This is a genomic window from Paenibacillus sp. KS-LC4, assembly GCF_036894955.1.
GTDB lineage: Bacteria > Bacillota > Bacilli > Paenibacillales > Paenibacillaceae > Pristimantibacillus.
Genome location: NZ_CP145905.1, coordinates 4,704,607 through 4,724,983, shown reverse-complemented (window position 1 = coordinate 4,724,983; position 20,377 = coordinate 4,704,607). Strand labels below are relative to the sequence as shown.

Below are 20,377 nucleotides of genomic sequence, written 5' to 3'. Positions count from 1 at the left end.
AGGTCTTTTTTTGTTTTTTAAATATTGTAAAAGGGGATGTATTTTTTTGTATCTCCATTTTGTCCATTGCTTTAAAAAGGAAGCTGAGATAAACTGGTATGGTTGATAATTATAATCATTATCAGTGTTGGATTGTTTTCCAATAAGGCTTACCATTATGATAGAAGAGGAATGATGACATGCTTCGCCGTTTTTTTGACTATTACCGACCTTATAAAGGGTTGTTCATACTGGACTTCTCCTGCGCGGTGCTTGCTGCTTTGCTGGAGCTGGTATTCCCGCTTGCCTTAAACCGGGTCGTGGATGATCTGCTGCCCTCGGGCAATTGGAAATGGATTTTGTGGGCCTGTGTAGGCTTGATTGGCATTTATGTAATAAGTGCGCTTCTCCATTATGTGGTAACTTATTGGGGGCATAAGCTCGGCATTCAAATAGAGTCGGATATGCGCAGCAAGCTGTTCAACCATATTCAGAAGCTGTCGTTCCGTTTCTTCGACAACAATAAGACGGGGCATCTCGTATCGCGGATGACCAATGACCTGATGGATATCGGGGAAATTGCCCACCACGGGCCGGAGGACATGTTTATTGCCATTATGACGCTGCTTGGCGCATTCGGGCTTATGCTGACCATCAACTGGCAGCTGGCGGTGCTGACGTTTATTATTATTCCGCTGATGATCTACTTGTCGCTATATTTCAGCCGCAAAATGTCCAAGGCGTTCCACCGGATGTTTTCCGATATTGCCGACTATAATGCTCGCGTTGAAAATACCGTTAGCGGCATTCGCGTCGTTCAAGCGTTCTCCAATGAAAAGCATGAGGTGGATCAATTTGAAGTGAACAATGGTCGTTTTCTACAAACGAAGCTGGTCGCTTACCGTGTTATGGCTTGGAACTCATCAATCAGCTATATACTGATGAAATTTGTTTCCTTGTTTGTGCTCGCTTGCGGTACTTGGTTCGTGATTCAAGGTCAAATGACGTTTGGTGAATTTATGGCATTTGTCCTGCTTTCCAATGTGTTTCTCGGTCCAATTGAAAAAATCAACTCGGTTATTGAGACGTATCCGAAGGGTATTGCCGGCTTTAAGCGTTATTTGGAGCTGCTCGAAACTGAGCCGGATATTGAGGATGCGCCGGACGCCAAGGTGATTAGCCGCTTGGAGGGAGAAATTACGTTCCGCGATGTATCCTTTGGTTATGAGGAAGGCAAAGCGATCTTGAATCATATTGATTTAACCGTGAAAGCAGGAGAGACGGTAGCTCTTGTTGGACCATCGGGAGCCGGAAAAACGACGATATGCAGCCTGCTTCCGCGCTTCTATGAGGTTACAGGCGGGGCGATTGAAATTGATGGCCTCGACATTCGGAAAATTAAGCTGGATTCCTTGCGCGGACAAATCGGTATCGTGCAGCAGGATGTGTTCTTGTTCGATGGCACCATTCGCGAAAATATTGCTTACGGCAAGCTGAATGCTACTGAGGAGGAAATTTGGGAGGCGGCTCGCCGAGCGCAGCTGGAGGAGCTTATTCTTTCGCAGGGCCAAGGAATGGACACACTTATCGGCGAACGCGGCGTGAAATTGTCTGGCGGACAGAAGCAGCGCCTTTCCATTGCCCGCATGTTTCTGAAAAATCCGCCAATCCTTATTCTTGATGAGGCGACCTCGGCGCTTGATACTGCCACGGAGGCAGCAATCCAGCAGGCGCTGGCTGAGCTGTCGAAAGGGCGCACGACGCTCGTTATTGCCCATCGTCTTGCGACAATCAAAAACGCTGACCGCATCGTTGTCGTTACGGAGGAAGGCATTAAGGAGCAGGGCAGCCATGATGAGCTGCTGGCCATTAAAGGCGTATACAATCGCCTGCATAAAGCGCAGTTCGGCGCTTAGCAGAGTCTGAAAAACCTGCAAATCCAAGTGAATTGCTAAAAAAGGGCCCAGCATGAGGGTAATTAATCTCATGCTGGGCCTTATGCATATCATTAATAGGCAAACGGTAAAAATCCGGCTTAGGAGCTTTGACGCAAAAGGCGGGGCAGCACATTCAGCAGCCGATCGCGCGTTAATGGATCGTCAAAATTCCACATTGCATCCGCGATATGAAAACGTCCGCTTCTTACAGCAGGAAGCTGCTTCCAGCCTTTACTCATAACGATGCGGCGAATCAATTCTTTCGATAATGCATCGTCTGTGCTCAGCAGAAAAATCCGCGAGCCGGAATATTCCTCAAGCTGCGCTGCATCGATTTTCAGGAAGGGGATATTGGCGCGATACAGCTGCTTGACTCTGTCGGTCTGCCCGAACCCGTGCGGGTGGTAAATAGACGGTGCCAGACCGTGATTGCCCATTACGTATAAGTCTCCTCTGACCACGACGAAAATGGATGCTGTCTCAGAGGGAAGCAAATACGGACGAATAGATTTCCACATGGCCTCCGCTCTAGATTCGTAGTCAGCAATCCAGCGCTCCGCCTGCTCGGTTTTACCCAAAATGTCAGCTACTTGGCGCAGCCTGGCATAAGTAGGAGCATTTTTTTCGATAAATAGAGTAGGAGCGATACGCGCCAGTGCTTCTGGAGACTCATGCTTGAGATTGCAATGGAGAATCAGCTCAGGCTCTAGCCCGGCAATAATGGCAGTATCGCCTTTACTGCCAACATCGGCAATATGCTGAAGCTCGCTCCGAAAAACGACCTGCTTGCCGATAAGCGACAAATCGGCTCCGATTGGCCTGATACCAAGCGTCAGCATGTCGCCAAGCGAATAGCCGATTGCAACAATTCGTGTCGATTGCAGCGGCAGCCTGATCTTCCGGCCCGCCCAGTCAGCAGAGGCGGCGACATCGGTGATTCTCCTTACATATTGTTTAGGAGAAAGCCCGATACGGTTCCGGAAACGGCGGTTAAAATAATATTCATCCTGAAAGCCTACGCTATGGGCAATTTCGCGGAGCGGCTCCTGCGGACGAAGCAGCAGCAGTTCCTTGGCCCGGTTTAATCGCAGCTCGGTTAAATAGTCGAGCGGCTTGCGTCCGGTCAATGACTGAAACAGCGTGCTGTATTGCCAGCGGCCTACGCCGGAAAGCTGCAGCAGCTTCTCAACCGTAATCGGCTCGCAATAGTGCTCCTTCATATAAGCTACCGACGATTCAACCGCTGCGATTGGGCTGTCTCCCTGATTGCAGCGCTCATGCTGCTCAAGCAGCATAGCAATAAGCTCCTGCAGCTTGATTTGCTGCTTGAAGCGAGCAAGCGGAGAGGAGCTTTGTCTATCGGACAGAAGCTGCTCCAGAGCATCAAGCAGCAGCGAAAGAGGCCGAATAGCAAGCGGCATATAATAGGGAAAGCGGTCACCAAGGCTAGCTTCCGGGCAGGCTTGTCCTATTTTATAAAGATCGAAGGTTATTCGAGCACAGCGAAAGCTGGCGGCTGATTTAGCTCTCAAATGCAGCGCAGCCCCTGGGGGCAGCACGAGACAATCGCCTTGTTGCGCCTGCATCGGCTCTTTCCCCTCGATCTGCCATATCGCATCACCTGTTGTCATAGCAAACAACGTGTGGCGGGAAAGTATTTTCTCGCGAGTTACGGATGCTTGGTCAGTGCCATGCAGCTCCGTGGCTGCCTGAAAAGAGAATAACAAAGCTTCTAGCGGCATAGGCTTCTGATCGTTGTTCAGTATGATCGACTCCTTGTGAGAACCTTTATCAATATGATGCTAATTGTATATAAAATAAAAAAGCTTTTCAACCGAATGTTGAAAAGCTTTTTGCTGTTGCCAGCCACCTGTCTAGCAGACAGCAAAGCTTATTTATTCATAATGGCAGGCAGTTGATCAAGCAGGCGCTCCATTGTTATAGGATCAGAGAAATTCCATTTCGTCGGTAAATAGATGACTTGACCATTTTTCACTGCGGGAATGGACTTCCAAATGGCGCTTTGGGCGTAGGAGTCAGCCGCCGATCGCTCCGCATCGTCTTCATCCGTCAGGACGAACAGCCAGTCTCCGGCAAAATCGGGCAGCAGCTCACTCGAAATGTTGGAAAATTGTTCATTTGCATCAATTAAATTTTTCTGTATTTCCTCTGTTGGCTTATAGCCAAGCGTATGGTACAGCGTTGCTGCAAAGCTCTTGTCGCCCATGACATAGAAATCTTTACCAAGGAGAAGGAATACGGATGCGCTTTCTCCTGTTTGGATATTAAGCTTGGCTGCAACCTCTTTAGCCTTTGCATCATAGGAGGCAATCCATTCCTCCGCCTGCTGCTCTTTCCCTACAATATCGCCAAGCATGCGCAGTCGCTCGTTCGTATCGAGGCGATCATAAGTGAGCGTTGGAGCAATTTTGGACAAGGTGTCAAAAGCGCCCTCCTCATAATAAGTACCGCCGCTGTCGAGCAAAATCAAATCGGGATCAAGCGCCGTTATTTTCTCGGCATCGCCAAGCAAATCGCCAACATCCTCTATGCCATCCAGCAGCTCCGGGAATGCGACCTGATCCTTAATAATGCCCAGCGCTGCACCGACAGGCTTTATACCGAGTGCCAGGATGTCGCCGATATCGCTCCCTGTATAGATGATGCGCTTAGCTTCGACTGGAATTTCAACTGTATGGCCCTTCGAGTCCGTATAGGTGCGTGTTTGCGCAGCAGCATCTGCTTCTGTGCTTGGCTGAACGGATGAGGCAGAGCTGGCAGCAGGACTTTCAATAATCGATGGATTGGCTCCACATGCAGACAGCAGCATGCCTATCATTAGAGTAAGACTCGCGGTTGACATAATTAAATGTTTAGTTGATTTCACTTTTGTACCCCCATTTTATTATCTCTTTAGACAATGATAATCATTATCGAATATGGTTTATCATAATGTAGGGGCTGCTCGCGTTCAATGGACAAACAGCAGTAAATGCTTGGGACAAAAGTCAGTTCAGCCGTTCAGCATGGGCTGGACAACTGATCATTGATTTTTTTAATGCCGAAATAGAAAAGCTCTATTGGCTTTTATTCGTCAAACGATGGTAAACTCGTTTCAATCATTATTAAACACGACAAAACCACTAGGAATAATAAAAATTAAAAGTGAACAACCAACAGGAGGGAACAATCTTGACAACAACTAAAAAGAGACAATTGAAGCTAGGCGCTATTATACACGGAGTAGGCGGGAATATTGCTGGATGGAGACATCCAGACGCACAGCCTGATGCAAGTGTTAGTCTTGAATTTTACAAGCAGCAGGCACAGAAGGCGGAGGCTGGAAAATTTGATTTTGTGTTCATTGCCGATGGCTTATATATAAATGAAAAATCTATTCCTCATTTTTTAAACCGCTTTGAGCCATTGACTATTTTATCTGCGCTTGGTGCGGTTACCTCGAAGATTGGCCTAGTCGGCACACTTTCAACCTCCTATAGCGAGCCTTTCACGGTAGCGAGACAATTCAGCTCGCTTGATCATATTAGCGGAGGCCGTGCAGGCTGGAACATCGTAACCTCGCCGCTTGAAGGCTCTGCGAAAAACTTTGGCAAAACCGAGCATCCCGACCATCCGACACGCTACCGGATTGCGAATGAATATTTGGAGGTAACGCGGGGGCTGTGGGATTCGTGGGAGGATGACGCTTTTGTTCGCGATAAAGAAAGCGGGCAGTTTTTTGACCCGAAAAAGCTGCACACCTTGAATCATAATGGTGAGTTTTTCTCCGTGCAGGGGCCGCTGAACATTGCCAGATCCAAGCAGGGGCATCCGGTTATTTTTCAAGCGGGTTCGTCTGAGGATGGCAAAAACTTTGCTTCTAAAGTAGCGGATGCAGTATTTGCTCATTTTGAATCAGTTGAGCAGGGCAAGCAGTTTTATGACGATGTGAAGGGACGTGCTGCTGCGCATGGGCGCTCTACGGAGGATATTGCAATTTTGCCAGGCATTGGGCCCATTCTCGGGGCGACGGATGAGGAAGCAGAACGCAAATATCAGGAGCTGGCGCAGCTTGTGAATATCGAGAAGGCGCTTGACTATTTGGGCCGATATTTCGACCATCATGACTTTTCGCAATATGCGCTCGATGAACCGTTCCCTGAGCTCGGTGAAATTGGGCAAAACAGCTTCCGCAGCACGACGGACCGCATTAAGCGGCAGGCGAAGGAAGGCGGCTTGACGCTTCGGCAGGTGGCGCTTCAAGAAACAACGCCTAGGCCGACATTCATCGGCACGCCTGAGAAGGTAGCAGATCAAATTCAGCAATGGTTCGAACAGGGGGCGGTAGACGGCTTTATTATTGGATCAGCTACCCCGGCGGGCCTTACGGAATTTGTCGATCAGGTTGTACCGATCTTGCAGGAGCGCGGCTTGTTCCGCGAGGAATACGAGCATGATACGCTGCGCGGACATCTCGGCGTGCCTGTGCCGGAAAACCGTTATGCCAAAGCCAAGGTGACGACCGTATAGGAAGGGTGAGGGATATGAGCAAAGCATACAGCAAGCCAGCCGTTTGGATGAAAATGGTCAGTCTCTCCCTAGCCGTTACTCTTGTTCTGGCAGGATGCAGCGGAGGCGGGGGCAAGAGCAGCACGAATGCGGCGGGGAGTAGCTCTAGCGCTGCACCTGCGGCTTCTGCCGAGCAGAGCAGCGCACCTGCTCAAGGCGGCGAGCTAAGCTATGCGCTCGCCACCTCGCCCGACCAGCTTGATCCGCATCGCAGCGGCCTTGCCGTCGCTGTCCGGGTCATTCGGACGCTTTATGACACGCTGGTCGTCCAGCTTCCAGGCGGAGAGATCAAGCCTTGGCTAGCAACGGAATGGTCGATTTCGGAGGATGGAAAATCGTATACGTTTAAGCTCCGTCAGGACGTTAAGTTTCAGGACGGCACTCCTTTTAACGCCGAAGCAGTGAAATATAATTTTGACCGGATTATTGACCCGGAGACGAAAGCTGCTAATGCTTTAGCGCTCGTTCGACCTTATGAATCGTCGGAGGTTATTGATGAATATACGGTCAAATTGAACTTATCCGAGCCATCACAGGCGTTCTTGGGCAATGTAAGCCAGGCGCTGCTCAGCATCGTGTCGCCGACAGCGGCGAAGAAGGACGGGGATCAATTCACCAAGCATCCGGTCGGAACAGGGCCCTTCAAATTTGTGAAATGGGATGAAAATTCGGAAATCGTCGTGGAGAAAAACCCCGATTATAAATGGGCGCCGGAAACGGTCGGCCAGCAAGGCGCGCCAAATTTGGATAAAATCATTTTCAAAATTGTGCCAGAGGAGGCTACGCGGATCGGCAGCGTCCAAAGCGGGCAGGTGCTTGCTGCTGAGACCGTACCGCCGCAAAATATTCTCTCCTTGAAAAACGATGCAAACAGCCAGCTATACCAAGCGAACACCGTTGGTCTGCCGTATACGCTGTTTATCAATCAAAGCAGAGCACCATGGAATGAGCTAAAGGCTCGGCAGGCGCTGCAGCTTGGCATTAATGTCGAGGCAATCGTCAAAACGCTGTATCTAGGCACGTATGAGCAAGCGTGGTCGCCGCTATCACCGGGTATTTTCGGTTATGACGCTTCGCTTGAAGGCAGCGTAAAGCCGGATATTGAGAAGGCGAAGCAACTGCTTGACGAGTTGGGCTGGAAAGCCGGAGCAGATGGCATCCGGGAAAAGGACGGCAAGAAGCTGACGCTTCATTATGTGGATGGCTCGCCGAACCGCGAGAAGCGCAATGATATTGCGGCAATCGTGCAGCAGCTGAAGCCGCTGGGCATTCAGGTAGACGTGGAAATTACGAAGGATGTCGCAACTGTTGTTTATGCGAATAATAACTATGATCTGTATGGCAATAGTCAGGTGAACTCTGATCCTAACGCGCTTTATTCCATCTATCACACAACAGCGCCGGGGGCACGCCAAAACCTGCCGAATTTATCCGATCCCGAGCTCGATAAGCTGCTTGAGGATGGGGCAACGGAGCAGGATCAAACGAAGCGCGAAGCGATCTATAAGGAAGCACAGCAGCTCATTATTAACAAGGCCGTCATTATCCCGATTTATGTATTCCCTTATACAGTAGCCGCCTCGAAAAAGGTGCAAGGCTTAGCTTTTGACTCATTGGGCTATCCGATCTTTAATGATGTGTATATAGCCGAGTAAACATACCGTGTTTTAAGTGTAAAGGCTGGAAAGGGGCGGAGAAGCAGTATGTTAAAAGTGGTAAGCGTTCGGCTTTATACGTCCTTGCTCGTGCTGGTCGGCACGATGGTGCTCGTCTTTTGTATCGTCAATGTGCTGCCCGGCGACCCTGCGCTCCTTATTCTTGATCCATCCTCTGCCACTCCAGAGATGATTGCCAATTTGCGGGAGCAGCTTGGGCTGAACCAGCCGTTCTATGAGCGGTTTGGGGAATATTTTCTACATGTGCTTCAAGGCAACTTTGGCAAATCAATCGTTAATTCGGAGCCGGTATTGCCGAAAATCGTTGAGCATTTTCCTGCGACGCTCGCTTTGACGGTGTTAAGCTCACTCATTGCCGTTGTTATCGGCGTCACGCTAGGCGTGCTGTCGGCGATTCACCGCAATCGCTGGATTGACATTGTCGCGCGAATAGTAGGCTTGTTCGGCATTTCGATGCCGACATTCTGGTCGGGCATTTTGCTGATTCTGATTTTCTCGGTACAGCTCGGCTGGTTTCCAGCAATGGGCTCGGATGGCTTCAGCACGCTGGTGCTGCCGGCCATTACACTCGGCTTTGTTGGCTCAGGCTTTATCGTGCGGATGGTTCGCAATAGCATGCTTGAGGTCATTAATGAGCCGTTTATCGTCACGCTTCGTGCAAAGGGATTGCCGGGGAGGTTCATCATGTATAAGCATGCGCTGCGAAATGCGCTGATACCAGCATTGACAATGGTTGGCGTCATTATTGGTGATTTAATGGCGGGGACGGTAGTCATTGAGACGGTGTTTTCGCGCCAAGGCATTGGACGAATTATTGCTGATGCGATTATGGCGAAGGATTTGCCGGTCGTGCAAGGCGTTATTTTTTTCTCGGCGATTGTGTACATTGTTGTGAATTTGCTTGTGGACATTTCCTATACGTTAATTGATCCGCGCGTAAGGCGTACCGGGTAGCGCAGGTAGAAAGGGGGCAAAGAATTCAAATGAAGCAAGCCGTCATTGGCAAGCAAATTTGGCAAGGAAGCAGGGTAGATGGTGCTGCGAAAACTCGCAAAAAAATAAGGCTGACGGCTACGGACCTGCTGATTTATGCGGCAGCGGTTATCGTGTTGTTTATTATTAGCTGTGCATTATTTCCGAGCTTGATTGCTCCCTATTCGCCTACATTAATGGATGCGGAGCAAATTATGCAGCCGCCGAGTCTTGAGCATGTGTTCGGGACGGATTATTTTGGACGTGACGTATTTAGTGTTGTCGTGCATGGCAGCCGGGATTCCTTGCTGATCGGCTTCATATCGGTGCTTGTCGGCTGCGTGACGGGCGGAGCGATTGGAGCGATAGCGGGTTATATTGGCGGTGTGGTAGATGCTGTATTTATGCGGCTGATTGACGTGCTGATGACGATTCCGGGCGTGCTGCTCGCGCTGGCAATTGCAGCGGCACTTGGGCCAAGCCTGATGAATGTCGTGCTTGCTGTAGCGGCAGCCTCAATACCCGGATACGCGCGTGTAATGCGCGGGCAAATCATGAGTATAAAAGGTCGGCCTTTCATTACCGCCTCCCGCTCTATTGGCGCTTCGAGTTTATCAATCTTTGTGCGGCATGTGCTGCCGAATTCTTTATCCCCCATGTTTGTCATGGCGGCAATCGGTATTGGCACGGCGATTTTGACCGGAGCAGGCCTCAACTTTTTAGGGCTTGGCACGATAAAGGAAATTCCAGACTGGGGAGCGCTGCTCTCCCAAGGCCGCGGCTATTTGACCGTAGCCTGGTGGATTTGCACCTTCCCAGGTCTTGCCATCACGCTGTTTGTTCTCTCCATTAACATACTGGGTGACAAGGTTCGCGATCAATTAGATCCGAAGCAAAGCAGATTATAAGACAGCCTAGAACGCCGTGCCTGCTAGGCGGAAGGAGGAAGCGTAAATGAGCCAATTGCTCACAATGGAGCATCTGACGGTTGATTTTAAGACGAAACGGGGCATGCTGCGGGCAATTACAGACGTTTCGCTTCATATTGCGCCTGGGGAAACGGTATGTCTCGTTGGGGAGTCCGGCAGCGGCAAAACGATTACATCCAAAGCCATTATGCGGCTAATCGACTATGAGAATGGCGTTATTGCCGGTGGCAGTATGCGGCTTGGCGATGCGGATCTTGTAGCGATGCCGGAGAAGGAGCTGAGCGCGCTGCGCGGCAAGCGGATGGCGATGGTTTTTCAAGAGCCGATGGCGGCGTTTGATCCGATTTTTACAATCGGGAGTCAAATTACGGAGGTCATCGAGCGCCATAAGCGCGATAAAAAACGTGAGGCACGGGAGCGGGCTGTCCATTTGCTGCGCCGCGTCGGTATTCCTGAGCCGGAGGCGCGGATGAAGCAGTATCCTGGCGAACTGTCGGGAGGCATGCTGCAGCGGGCTATGATTGCAATGGCGCTCGCTTGCGGCCCTGAGCTGCTTATTGCAGATGAGCCGACGACGGCTCTGGATGTGACGATCCAAGCGCAAATTCTCCATTTGCTGCAAGAGCTTAAGGAAGAATTTAATATGGGGATTTTGCTGGTGACCCATGATATGGGCATTGCCGCCGAGATGGCGGATCGCATTATCGTCATGTATGCCGGGCAGGTTGTTGAGCAAGCGACGGCGGCGGAGCTGTTCGGGCAGCCGTATCATCCGTATACGAGAGGGCTGCTGCAATCCATTACGACGCTGGACAGCGACCGCAGCGTCAAGCTTCATTCCATCGAGGGCTCGATTCCGAGCCTGTCAGAGCTGCCGTCTGGCTGCCGCTTTCACCCGCGATGCTCTTATGCGACGGATAGCTGCCGCAGCGAAAGCCCGCCGCTGCTCGCGCTTGGCAAGCGATTGACGGCATGCTGGCATGCCGAGCAGCTCGTTCAATCCGAGGAACAAAGGCTGAGAGATGCTCCTAAAACAGCGTCTTGGACGAGGCTTCCCCAAGAAGCCGGTCTGCAAGGCGAGAATTTATTCGAGGTAAGCGGACTAAGTAAATTTTATCCGATTCAGAGAGGTTTGCTGCATCGTTCCGGCCCGCAGGTCAGAGCGGTGGACAATGTTACGTTCTCCATTAAAAAAGGGGAAACCTTTGGCCTCGTTGGGGAGTCTGGCAGTGGAAAATCGACGCTTGGTCGGGTGATTTTGCAATTGGAGCAGGCGACAGCTGGAAGCGTTAAGTTTCAGGGCAGGGAGCTGACCGGGCAAAGCAGCTCTGAGCTGCGACAGGCGCGGCGCGATATGCAAATTGTTTTTCAGGACCCATATGGCTCGGTTAATCCGCGCTGGCGCATCGGCGACATTATCGGCGAGCCGCTGCGCGTCCATGACAAGTCTGGCAGCAAGGAAAGAAAAGCGCGTGTAGAGGAGCTGATGGAGCTAGTCGGGCTGAAGGCAGACTGGTACAGCCGCTATCCGCATGAATTTTCCGGCGGGCAGCGCCAGCGTATTGGCATTGCCCGCGCCATAGCGCTTAATCCAAGCTTTATTCTTGCGGATGAAGCGGTATCTGCGCTTGATGTGTCGGTTCAGGCGCAGATCGTCAATCTCATGCAGCATTTGCAGCAAAAAATGAATCTGACCTATTTGTTTATCGCCCATGGGCTTAATATCGTCAGACATATTTCCGACCGGATCGGTGTTATGTATTTGGGAAAGCTGGTCGAAATTGCGCCCAGCGAGGAGCTGTTTCTCCGACCAGCGCATCCGTATACGCAAGGATTACTTGCTTCCATTCCCCAGCCCGGCCCCGGGCGAACGCGAACCTTTCGCGCAATTGAAGGAGAAATCCCTTCTCCGGCCAATCCGCCGTCAGGCTGCCGTTTCCATACGCGCTGCCCTGTCGCAACGGATCGCTGCAGGGAGGCGGAGCCCGAACTGCAGCTCATTGGCAGTGAGCATTATGCCGCTTGCCACTATGTAGTAGGTTGATATTTATTAAGGAGGGTATAACCATGTCCGCAGCAAAAAAGGTCATTGTATGGAGTAAAACAGGCTGCCAGTATTGTGGCACAGTTAAACAATTTTTGGAGCAAAACAACCAACCCTATGAAAATATTGATATTGAAGGCAAAGATTATTTGCGAGACGTTCTTGAAGCTAAATACGGCATCCGCCATGTGCCAGTAGTAGAGATCGGCAGCGACGGCGTCTACACCGCCGTTACGGACTGGGATTTGGAGAAAATCAAAGCGCTGATCTCACCTGCTCCAGTAGCAGGCTAAGGGCTCCTAAATCATGTAAGCTGCAAAAATGAAATAATAGACGAAGGGCTGGCTCGCAAGCAGAGGTTTATGCTTGCGAGCCAGCCCTGTTTTTTGGCAGTATTTTATTCCTCAGCTTCGTGCCAATGCTCCAGGCAGAAGGCCAGCACAAGCTGCTCTTCCTCGTCCTCCAGCTCAAAATCCAAAATGCGCTCGGTCTCGCGCTCGATAATTTCGTGCTTGACAAGCTTGGCCTCTTCGTCATTTTTGGCAAATACGGCACGTACATAAAGCCCTTTAGGCGAATAAATATCGTCGTCCTCGGCTGCTTCAATATCAATGATAAACTCGTAGCGTTTTCCGGTTAAAATGCCGAAAGGGTCTTTAATATATTGCACGCTATAGCTGGAAATTTCAATCATCGTATCATCCTTTGATGTGTTTTTCCTTCCATTATAGCAGAGTTGCTTAGCGAAGGCAGACTTTCCTATGGATAAGCTGGATTTATTAGCTTGATTTATGTGCTTTGTTGGTATGGTTGCCTTTAGGCGGCAGGACGGAAATAGCGATAACAAGTTGTGCCAAATAACGGCGGAGCTTCATTCCATGGACCCCCTCGCATAAATATACAAGCTTGTAGCTATTATTAATCGCTTTGTCGAAGCTTGAAACAGCCGTCCTCCTGTTTATTGGAATATTGAGTCGCTAACTGGGTATTTGAGCTTGCGGCTTGGCGGGGCTGTTGCTTCTGCTGCCACAAATAGCCTAATATAAACGTAATCACACATGCTGGCCGAAGCATGTGGGCAAGAGCGGAGAGACAGGGAGGGACAGCAATGAAAGAGTCCATATTAATTGTAGAGGACGAGCAAAAAATTGCCCGGGTGCTGGAAATTGAGCTGGAGGCGGAGGGCTACCGCGTCTCCAAGGCAAATGATGGCTTGCAGGCGCTGGAGCTGTACCGCACAGGCGAATGGGATTTAGTTTTGCTTGACGTTATGCTTCCGGGCATAAGCGGCATCGAAATATTACGGCGAATCAGGACGGCTGACGCGGCTACGCCTGTTATTTTGCTGACAGCGAAAAGCTCCGTAGAGGACAAGGTGTCGGGGCTTGATTTGGGCGCTAACGATTATATGACGAAGCCGTTTCAAATGGAGGAGCTGCTGGCAAGAATTCGCGCAGCGCTTAGACAGCGGCTTGTTCCAGCGGAGGCAGCAAGCACAGGGCTAGTGGATGAGACATGGCTGCTGGCAGGCGATTTAAAGCTCAATGAAACGACGCGCGAGGTCATTCGTTCGGGCAAAAGCATTGAGCTGACCCCGCGCGAGTTTGATCTGCTCAGCTATTTGCTGAAGCATCAGCGCCAAGTGCTGGGGCGGGAGCAAATTGTTGAGGCTGTTTGGGGCTATGACTACTACGGCGACACGAACGTTGTCGATGTATATATTCGTTATGTGCGCAAAAAGGTGGATACAGGCTTTGCCAGCGAGCTGATTCATACGGTGCGCGGAGTCGGCTATGTGCTCAAGGAAGCGCAATGAAGCTGCGCAGCCGGATTCATCTTTATTCCTCTGCCTTATTCGCTGTTTTGCTCGTAGCGATGAATTTGTCCGTCTATGCGCTCTTTAGCAAATTGACAATTACGAGTCAAATGGAGCGGGTAGAGGCGGAAGCTTTGAAAATTTCTGAAGGCATGCTGAAGTCGGCCGGGACGGTGCCGACAGCAGATTTGCTGCGAGCGTATGTGCCCCTGAACGGCATGCTGCGTATGGTGACAGCTGAAGGTGCGGACAAGCTGCTGGTTACTGCTCCAGGTGAGCAGCAGCTCAGCGAGCGCGAAGCGGTCTATACAGAGAAGAAGCGGATTGAAAGCATTGAATATAAAGGAAGCAGCTATGCCCTTGTTTCGATTCCGGTCATTTGGACCGATGGCGCAGTCGTCAATATTCAGGTGACTGAAAGCATGCAGGACACAACAGATCAGTTGAAGGTGCTGCAAATTGTATTGCTGGCGGTAACAGGCATCGCGATGATTCCTGTTATTGCTTCGGGACGTCTGCTCGGAAGCATTATCGTGCGACCCATTGCCCATATGACCCATACGATGCGGGCGATCCAGCGCAGCGGGACCTTTATAAAAATCAAGCCCGTGGGCAAGTCGCAGGATGAGCTTGCGGAAATGGGAGCGACCTTCAACGATATGATCGCCTTGCTGGAGACGAATTTTGAGAAGCAGGAGCAATTTGTTTCCAACGCCTCTCATGAGCTAAAAACGCCGCTCACGGTCATTGAAAGCTACGCAAGCTTATTGAAGCGCCGGGGACTGGATCGCCCTGACTTATTCGTCGAGTCGATAGACGCGATTCATTCCGAAGCGGTGCGGATGAAGGATATGACCGAACAACTGCTGCTGCTGGCCCGCAACAAGGAGCAGTGGAACCTGACGATGGAAAGCGTTAATCTGACGCAGCTCGCCAGTGAGTCGTCCAAAGCTTTTCAGAAGGCGTATGGACGGGATATTCAGGTGCGGCTTGCCAGCGGCCAAGTCAGCAGGAGTGGTGAAAGCATTCGCGGCAAGCCGGATGGTGCTTATTTTGCGGCAGCGGCGAATGCAGCGGAGAGTGCATCAACGAGTGCATCAACGAGTGCATCAACGAGTGTATCAACGAGTGTATCAACGAGTGAGCCAGCGATTGCATCAACGAATGCGTCAAATGAGGAGTTAGGCAGCGAAGGCGGGCAGCCGGGCATTTATGGGTATGCAGATGCGAATAAGCTGCGCCAATTGCTGTTTATTTTGCTGGATAATGCGCGCAAATACAGTAGCGCTGCGATTACGCTGGAGGTTGGCGCGAGCGGCGATTACAGCGAGATCCGGGTCATTGACCGGGGCATCGGCATTCCGCAGGCCGCGCTGTCCAAAGTATTCGACCGTTTTTACCGGGTCGATGAGGCAAGAAGCCGCCATGATGTTGGCGGCGCCGGGCTTGGCCTCGCTTTGGCGAAGGAAATCGCCGCTGCTATTGGCGCAAGCCTAGCGCTTGCAAGCGAGGAGGACGTCGGAACGACGGCGACGATTAGATTGAGAAGTACGGAAGCAGGAAACTAACAGCTACACGATAATTGAAGCAGCCCGAAGCAGTCCAGAGGGCTGCTTTCTTTTTTTTATTGAGACGAGCAAAGATAGAGAGGGATAAAAAAAGATTGATATACGTATATGTATGCGATATATTACATACAAGAAAGGAAGATGTGTATGCCTATTCCGAGCCATTTTACAACACCGATTAAAATTTCAGCGAAAGAACGAGCGCTTTCTCAAATTCAGCGATGGATTATTGACGGTACGCTGCTTCCCGGCGAGAAGATTGGCGATGCGGAGCTCGCTGAAGCTTTGGGAGTCAGCCGGACGCCTGTCCGTGAAGCCTTGCAAATTCTTGAGGTGCAGAAGCTCGTGGAGGTGCATCCGGGCAACTATACGAAGGTCAAAAGCTTGGAGAAATCCGATATTTTAAAAATGTATTCGACGCTGGCCTCCTTGCACGCTTTAGCAGCAGAGACGGCTGCCAGCGTCATTGTACCCGAACAAATAGAGCAGCTAAGGCAGCTGAATGCCGAGTTTGCCGCAGCGATTGAACAGGGGCTGCCCTTTCAGGCGATGGAGCTTGACGAGCAGTTTCACAATGTGATCGTGGAAGCCGCAGATAATGAATATCTGGCCTCTTACAGCGCTTCACTTCAGGTACATATTCGTCGCTTTAAATATGTGTTTCTAAAACAGCCTGTTCAGGCGACGCATGTATCAGTCGAGGAACATCAGGCAATTATTGAAGCTATGGAGGCTGGCGACTCTGAGCAGGCGGCAGCTATGATGAAGCAAAATTTACTGCGCCCAATGCGCGAGCTTTACGCCATTATTTAACGAACGATGAGGAGATGGATGAGCATGTCTGAGAAGGAAGATTTGCGTGGGAGAAGCAAGGATATAAGCGAAGGGGTCAACCGGATGCCGAACCGGGCGATGCTGCGGGCGGTAGGCTTTCAGGATGAGGATTTCAAGAAGCCGATGGTTGGCGTCGCCAGCACATGGAGCGAGGTAACGCCATGTAATATTCATATTGACCAGCTGGCGCGAGAAGCGAAGGCCGGGGTCAAGCAGCATGGCGGGGCTCCGCTTATTTTTAATACGATTACAGTGTCGGATGGCATTTCGATGGGACATGAGGGAATGCTGTTCTCGCTGCCGAGTCGGGAAACGATTGCCGATTCGATTGAGCTGGTTGTGAATGCTGAGCGTTTTGACGGACTCGTGGCGATTGGCGGCTGTGACAAAAATACCCCGGCTTGCCTCATGGCCATTGGCCGGATGAACCTTCCGTCTGTTTATGTATATGGGGGTACGATTCAGCCAGGGAAGCTGCATGGCAAGGATGTTGATATTGTTACGGCTTTTGAAGCAGTCGGGAAATATCAGGAGGGGCAGCTGACGGATGAGGAGCTGCATGAGGTAGAATGCAGTGTTTGTCCAGGCGCTGGCGCGTGCGGCGGAATGTACACGGCGAATACGATGGCCTCGGCGGCAGAAGCGATGGGCATGGCTCTCCCTGGCTCCTCGTCTACACCAGCCATTGCTCCCAATAAAGCGGTGGAATGTACGGAAGCGGGCAAAGCGGTAATCGAGCTGCTGAGAAAAAATATTTGCCCCCGCGATATTATGACGCTGAAGGCTTTTGAAAATGCGATCACCGTCGTCATGGCGCTCGGAGGCTCCACGAATGCGCTGCTTCATCTGCTGGCGATTGCGCATTCGGCTGGCGTGAAGCTGACGCTGGATGATTTTGAGCGGGTGCGCAGCCGCGTTCCCCATCTGGCCGATTTGAAGCCAAGCGGCAAATATGTGATGCAGGATTTGAACAACATCGGCGGTGTGCCGGGCGTGATGAAGCTGCTGCTTGAGAAAGGGCTGCTGCACGGAGACTGCTTAACCGTAACGGGCAAAACGCTTGCGGAAAACTTGGCGGACGCCGAGCCGCTGGAAAGCGGACAGGATGTCATTCGTTCCTTCGAGCAGCCATTAAAGCCAACAGGACCTTTGATCGTATTGAAGGGCAATTTGGCACCTGATGGGGCAGTTGCTAAAATGTCGGGCCTTAAAAAGATGCGTTTTAGCGGCCCAGCCCGCGTATATGACAGCGAGCAGGAGGCTGCCGATGCGATAGCGCGCGATGAGATTAAAAAAGGCGATGTGCTCGTCGTTCGTTATGTTGGGCCGAAGGGCGGACCCGGCATGCCGGAAATGCTGTCTATAACCGCCATGATTAGCGGGAAAGGGCTTGGCGGAGAGGTGGCGCTGATGACCGATGGACGCTTCTCGGGCGGCTCGCATGGCTTTGTTGTCGGACATGTTACGCCAGAGGCTCAGGTGGGCGGGCCCATCGGCCTGCTGCAAGAGGGCGATATCATTACCATTGACAGCGAGACGCAGGAAATGAATATGGAAATTTCGGCTGAGGAATTTGAAGCGAGGCTTGCGAGGTGGGTGCAGCCGCCGCTGAAGGTAAGAACAGGCGTGTTAGGCAAATATGCCCGGCTCGTATCCTCGGCTTCGCAAGGCGCGGTGACTGATCTGGATTTGTAATCCGCCTTTCTCACCAAATTCTAATCCACAGGTTATATAATAGGTTGAAATACAACATGCCTTTCAAGCATCGAGCTTGAAAGGCATGTTTCTGATATAAATGGGGTGTGAAGATGCGGCAAAAGCAAGCGAGACTGGTGCTGGGCATAACGATAGCTTGTGTGGTCATTATCTGCATTGGGGGAGGACTATGGTGGCGATCTGTTGCTGACGCCCGGCCTTCCATAACGGAGGAGCAGGCGAGCGAGCAGGTTCTCCAGCAATATGTTGGGAAAATCCTTAGCGCAAAGCTGGGCGACAGCGTCTATGAGGTTAAGCTTCAGGCAGATAAGGGCATATACGATGTGACGGTTGATGCGAAAGGCGGAGGCATCATTTCCATTAAGCTTATAGAGAGCGAGCAGCCTGCTGCGGAAGAATCGCCTCCTGCCTCTTCAGCCAACGAGCCTACAGCTGCCTCAACTGCGACGCCAGCGGCAGAGCCGACGCCCGATCAGAGCCCGCTGGCAACGCCGAGCCCAGAGCAAAGCGCAAGCCCGGCGCCAAATTCAAGCACTAATCCAAATTCTAAGCCAACCACTAAGCCAACCACGAGGCCAAGTGATGGTAACGAGGGGAGAACGCCAGCAGCGTCACCAGCATCACCAGCGTCACCCGCCAAACAGGGTATATCACCAGATGAAGCGGAAGCGATTGCGCTCAAGCAGGTAAAAGGCAAGGTGGAGGATACCGAGCTGAAAAGCTCCGACCGCGCCCGCTATTATTTAGTCGAAATTGATACGCCAGACGACCGTGAGGCTACGGTGCAGATTCATGCTGTAACGGGAGCCATCATGTCAATCACATGGGACGAGGACGATCAGGACGATGGAGAAGACGACTAAGTTTCAATGAGCGCAGACTCAGCTTTTTATCATCAAATTCTAATGTTGCTGTCATGGTCATCTCATTTGCCGCAGGTAAAGTAAGGGTGAGACAAGCGAGAGACATTTGAAAATGGGAGGAACAAGAAAATGATGAATAAAAAAATCTGGATTGGTGTTGTATCGGTTACGTTGGCACTCGGCGCAATGGGCGGTGCGGCAACGGCTGCTTCAAATACGAAAACGTTGATCGGCAAAGCCGAAGCGAAAAAGATCGCCTTGAAGCATGTAGAGGGCCGAATTGACGGTGTAGACCTGGAGCGGAATCAAACAGGCATTTTTTACGAGGTGGAGGTCGAGCGCGGAGCTTATAAGGGTGAAGTCGATGTGCATATTGATGCATACAGCGGCAAGCTGTTAGGCATTTATGACAGCGATGATGATGACGACGATCGCCGTGCAGCTCAAGCGACAACAGCACCAGCGGGAACAGCCTCCAACGCAGGGACAGTGAATCAGCCGGCTGCCAGTCCATCAGCTAACACGGGAACGACAGTGTTAAAGACCGCTGAACAGGCTGGCGCTATTGCAGTTGCTAAAGTGGGAGGTACTGTAGTCAAGGTTGAACGTGATCGGGATGATGGAAAAATCATTTACGAGGTTGATCTGCGCATTACTGGCGGTAAAGCCGAAGTAGAGGTGGATGCAGCAACGGGAAAGGTGCTGTCCGTGGATAAGGATTACGACCACGATGACGACCACGATGACGATGACCGTTATGATGAGGATTAAGCAATAGTCAGATCCCACAAGTAAAAAACAGAGGCAGCTTTGGACGAGAAAACGAAGTCCGAGGCTGCTTTTTTTGAGTTAGCCTATCCCGTTTCGCTGGCTTTCCCGCAGTGTTGGAATTGTCACCGATGGATGCGCCAGATAAAATGGAATAGTTGGTAAGCAAGCTTAAGGAGTGAGTTTGTTGAAAATTTCAGAAATCAGCTATGAGAATAATCAAAAAGAAATATCGAGATTGCTGGAATTGCACAGCGAAGCCGCTAACATGAGTATTCCTCCCTATGAACGCGAAGTTATCTCTCTCGCTGCTTATGAAAACGATACATACATTGGCGGCGTTACCGGGGATATGGTCTGGAATATCTTGAATGTACATCTTTTGGCGGTCGATCCCTCTTACAGAGGAAATGGATTGGGTGGGGCACTTCTCAATGAAATTGAAACCCTAGCGAGGCAACGCGGCTGCAAGGTTAGTGAGTTAACTACAATGAGCTGGCAAGCTCCGCATTTTTATCAAAAACAAGGATACGAAATTTTTGGTGAAATGAAGGATTGCCCTAACGAAGGTGATACTAAGTTTTATTTGAAGAAAAACCTTTGAGGCTCGAGTAGTCATAGGAATAATTGAATCGCAAAAAAGGGAAGGAAGCATTAGTCGATGCTTCCTTCCCTTTTATAGTAGGCACAAAGCGGCTTACGCAGC

17 protein-coding genes are annotated in these 20,377 nt (G+C 50.9%); 14 read left to right on the top strand and 3 right to left on the bottom strand.

Annotation, left to right across the window (positions count from 1 at the left end; genetic code table 11):
• The first annotated feature begins 179 nt into the window (after window positions 1-179).
• Window positions 180-1,895 (top strand): ABC transporter ATP-binding protein, encoded by a 1,716-nt coding sequence (locus V5J77_RS19950; RefSeq protein ID WP_338552584.1) that lies wholly within the window; start codon window positions 180-182, stop codon window positions 1,893-1,895.
• Window positions 1,896-2,014: 119 nt separating this feature from the next.
• On the opposite strand, the gene V5J77_RS19945 is transcribed toward V5J77_RS19950, so the two are convergent.
• Together V5J77_RS19945 and V5J77_RS19940 are read right to left on the bottom strand one after the other, a co-directional pair.
• Window positions 2,015-3,658 (bottom strand): AraC family transcriptional regulator, encoded by a 1,644-nt coding sequence (locus V5J77_RS19945; RefSeq protein ID WP_338552582.1) that lies wholly within the window; start codon window positions 3,656-3,658, stop codon window positions 2,015-2,017.
• Window positions 3,659-3,807: 149 nt separating this feature from the next.
• Window positions 3,808-4,803: an ABC transporter substrate-binding protein gene (locus tag V5J77_RS19940; RefSeq protein ID WP_338552581.1), complete on the bottom strand. Its 996-nt coding sequence runs from the start codon at window positions 4,801-4,803 to the stop codon at window positions 3,808-3,810.
• Between the two features lie 305 nt (window positions 4,804-5,108).
• On the opposite strand from V5J77_RS19940, the gene V5J77_RS19935 reads away from it, so the two are divergent.
• The 6 genes from V5J77_RS19935 to V5J77_RS19910 are packed head-to-tail and all read left to right on the top strand — an operon-like array spanning window position 5,109 to window position 12,399.
• On the top strand, window positions 5,109-6,446 hold the full coding sequence (locus V5J77_RS19935) for an LLM class flavin-dependent oxidoreductase (RefSeq protein WP_338552580.1): 1,338 nt from the start codon (window positions 5,109-5,111) through the stop codon (window positions 6,444-6,446).
• Window positions 6,447-6,460: 14 nt separating this feature from the next.
• Complete coding sequence (locus V5J77_RS19930; RefSeq protein WP_338552579.1) at window positions 6,461-8,140, top strand: ABC transporter substrate-binding protein; 1,680 nt, start codon at window positions 6,461-6,463, stop codon at window positions 8,138-8,140.
• 48 nt (window positions 8,141-8,188) lie between these two features.
• Window positions 8,189-9,115, top strand: coding sequence for an ABC transporter permease (locus tag V5J77_RS19925; protein WP_338552578.1), 927 nt, complete (start codon window positions 8,189-8,191; stop codon window positions 9,113-9,115).
• Between the two features lie 29 nt (window positions 9,116-9,144).
• Entirely contained in the window at window positions 9,145-10,041 is an 897-nt protein-coding gene (locus V5J77_RS19920) for an ABC transporter permease (protein ID WP_338552577.1), read from the top strand.
• A 46-nt stretch (window positions 10,042-10,087) separates the two neighbouring features.
• On the top strand, window positions 10,088-12,106 hold the full coding sequence (locus V5J77_RS19915; RefSeq protein ID WP_338552576.1) for an ABC transporter ATP-binding protein: 2,019 nt from the start codon (window positions 10,088-10,090) through the stop codon (window positions 12,104-12,106).
• 23 nt (window positions 12,107-12,129) lie between these two features.
• Window positions 12,130-12,399 carry a glutaredoxin family protein gene (locus V5J77_RS19910; protein ID WP_056041432.1) on the top strand — a complete coding sequence of 90 codons (270 nt, stop codon included), beginning with the start codon at window positions 12,130-12,132 and terminating at the stop codon, window positions 12,397-12,399.
• Between the two features lie 104 nt (window positions 12,400-12,503).
• Here V5J77_RS19910 and V5J77_RS19905 read toward each other — a convergent pair whose 3' ends face one another.
• Entirely contained in the window at window positions 12,504-12,800 is a 297-nt protein-coding gene (locus V5J77_RS19905; RefSeq protein ID WP_338552575.1) for a DUF6509 family protein, read from the bottom strand.
• Between the two features lie 414 nt (window positions 12,801-13,214).
• Here V5J77_RS19905 and V5J77_RS19900 point away from each other — a divergent pair, with 414 nt between their 5' ends.
• The 7 genes from V5J77_RS19900 (at window position 13,215) to V5J77_RS19870 (ending at window position 20,275) form a co-directional block, all read left to right on the top strand.
• A complete protein-coding gene (locus V5J77_RS19900; protein WP_338552574.1) occupies window positions 13,215-13,922 on the top strand; it encodes a response regulator transcription factor in 708 nt (235 codons plus the stop codon).
• Window positions 13,919-15,490 (top strand): HAMP domain-containing sensor histidine kinase, encoded by a 1,572-nt coding sequence (locus tag V5J77_RS19895; protein ID WP_338552573.1) that lies wholly within the window; start codon window positions 13,919-13,921, stop codon window positions 15,488-15,490. Before V5J77_RS19900 ends, V5J77_RS19895 begins: the two co-directional genes overlap by 4 nt.
• A gap of 147 nt (window positions 15,491-15,637) precedes the next feature.
• Window positions 15,638-16,303, top strand: coding sequence for a GntR family transcriptional regulator (locus V5J77_RS19890; RefSeq protein WP_338552572.1), 666 nt, complete (start codon window positions 15,638-15,640; stop codon window positions 16,301-16,303).
• Window positions 16,304-16,327: 24 nt separating this feature from the next.
• The gene (gene ilvD / locus V5J77_RS19885; RefSeq protein WP_338552571.1) at window positions 16,328-18,019 is read left to right on the top strand and encodes a dihydroxy-acid dehydratase; all 1,692 of its coding nucleotides are present in this window, start codon (window positions 16,328-16,330) and stop codon (window positions 18,017-18,019) included.
• Between the two features lie 113 nt (window positions 18,020-18,132).
• Window positions 18,133-18,903 carry a PepSY domain-containing protein gene (locus V5J77_RS19880; RefSeq protein ID WP_338552570.1) on the top strand — a complete coding sequence of 257 codons (771 nt, stop codon included), beginning with the start codon at window positions 18,133-18,135 and terminating at the stop codon, window positions 18,901-18,903.
• Between the two features lie 129 nt (window positions 18,904-19,032).
• Window positions 19,033-19,674, top strand: coding sequence for a PepSY domain-containing protein (locus tag V5J77_RS19875; protein ID WP_338552569.1), 642 nt, complete (start codon window positions 19,033-19,035; stop codon window positions 19,672-19,674).
• Between the two features lie 184 nt (window positions 19,675-19,858).
• Window positions 19,859-20,275, top strand: a complete 417-nt coding sequence (locus V5J77_RS19870; RefSeq protein ID WP_338552568.1) for a GNAT family N-acetyltransferase — start codon at window positions 19,859-19,861, stop codon at window positions 20,273-20,275.
• The last annotated feature ends 102 nt before the right edge of the window (window positions 20,276-20,377 follow it).

Excerpts from the sequence above, each read along its gene's own strand:
- V5J77_RS19950 (WP_338552584.1), top strand. The coding sequence starts at position 180 with ATGCTTCGCCGTTTTTTTGACTATTACCGACCTTATAAAGGGTTGTTC.
- V5J77_RS19945 (WP_338552582.1), bottom strand. The coding sequence starts at position 3,658 with ATGCCGCTAGAAGCTTTGTTATTCTCTTTTCAGGCAGCCACGGAGCTG.
- V5J77_RS19930 (WP_338552579.1), top strand. The coding sequence starts at position 6,461 with ATGAGCAAAGCATACAGCAAGCCAGCCGTTTGGATGAAAATGGTCAGT.
- V5J77_RS19925 (WP_338552578.1), top strand. The coding sequence starts at position 8,189 with ATGTTAAAAGTGGTAAGCGTTCGGCTTTATACGTCCTTGCTCGTGCTG.
- V5J77_RS19920 (WP_338552577.1), top strand. The coding sequence starts at position 9,145 with ATGAAGCAAGCCGTCATTGGCAAGCAAATTTGGCAAGGAAGCAGGGTA.
- V5J77_RS19915 (WP_338552576.1), top strand. The coding sequence starts at position 10,088 with ATGAGCCAATTGCTCACAATGGAGCATCTGACGGTTGATTTTAAGACG.
- V5J77_RS19910 (WP_056041432.1), top strand. The coding sequence starts at position 12,130 with ATGTCCGCAGCAAAAAAGGTCATTGTATGGAGTAAAACAGGCTGCCAG.
- V5J77_RS19905 (WP_338552575.1), bottom strand. The coding sequence starts at position 12,800 with ATGATTGAAATTTCCAGCTATAGCGTGCAATATATTAAAGACCCTTTC.
- V5J77_RS19900 (WP_338552574.1), top strand. The coding sequence starts at position 13,215 with ATGAAAGAGTCCATATTAATTGTAGAGGACGAGCAAAAAATTGCCCGG.
- V5J77_RS19895 (WP_338552573.1), top strand. The coding sequence starts at position 13,919 with ATGAAGCTGCGCAGCCGGATTCATCTTTATTCCTCTGCCTTATTCGCT.
- V5J77_RS19890 (WP_338552572.1), top strand. The coding sequence starts at position 15,638 with ATGCCTATTCCGAGCCATTTTACAACACCGATTAAAATTTCAGCGAAA.
- ilvD (WP_338552571.1), top strand. The coding sequence starts at position 16,328 with ATGTCTGAGAAGGAAGATTTGCGTGGGAGAAGCAAGGATATAAGCGAA.
- V5J77_RS19880 (WP_338552570.1), top strand. The coding sequence starts at position 18,133 with ATGCGGCAAAAGCAAGCGAGACTGGTGCTGGGCATAACGATAGCTTGT.
- V5J77_RS19875 (WP_338552569.1), top strand. The coding sequence starts at position 19,033 with ATGATGAATAAAAAAATCTGGATTGGTGTTGTATCGGTTACGTTGGCA.